General features: G+C 72.9%; 1 protein-coding gene. It reads left to right on the top strand.

What is annotated here, in order from left to right; all coding sequences use genetic code 11:
* Positions 1-18 precede the first annotated feature (18 nt).
* Positions 19-410, top strand: a 392-nt coding sequence (locus KVT14_RS20130) for an iron chelate uptake ABC transporter family permease subunit (RefSeq protein ID WP_308161187.1), incomplete at its 3' end; no start/stop codon positions are given.

The raw sequence follows: 410 nt of genomic DNA on the forward strand, positions 1-410 counted from the left end.
TGCTTCGGCCTGGGCGGCGTGAGCTTCCAGACCATGCTGCGCAACCCGCTGGCAAGCCCGGACACCATCGGCATCAGCACGGGCGCCAGCGCGGCCGCCGCGGTCGGCATCGTGTTCCTCGGGCTGGGCGGGGCGCAGGTCTCGCTGTTCGCGATCACCGCCGGGCTCGGCGTTGCCGCGCTGGTCTACGTGCTGTCGTTCCGGCGGGGGGTGCTCGGCACCCGGCTGGTCCTCATCGGCATCGGCGTCGCCGCGATGATGGAGAGCGTCACCTCGTACGCGCTGAGCAAGGCGCCGCGCTGGGAGCTGCAGGAGACCATGCGCTGGCCCACCGGCAGCCTGAACGGCACCGGCTGGGGCGCGGTCGTGCCCGTGCTGCTCGCGCTGGTCGTGCTCGGCCAGGTGCTGCT

This window comes from Cellulomonas sp. GbtcB1, assembly GCF_019091725.1.
In the GTDB taxonomy this organism is placed as follows: Bacteria; Actinomycetota; Actinomycetes; order Actinomycetales; family Cellulomonadaceae; genus Cellulomonas.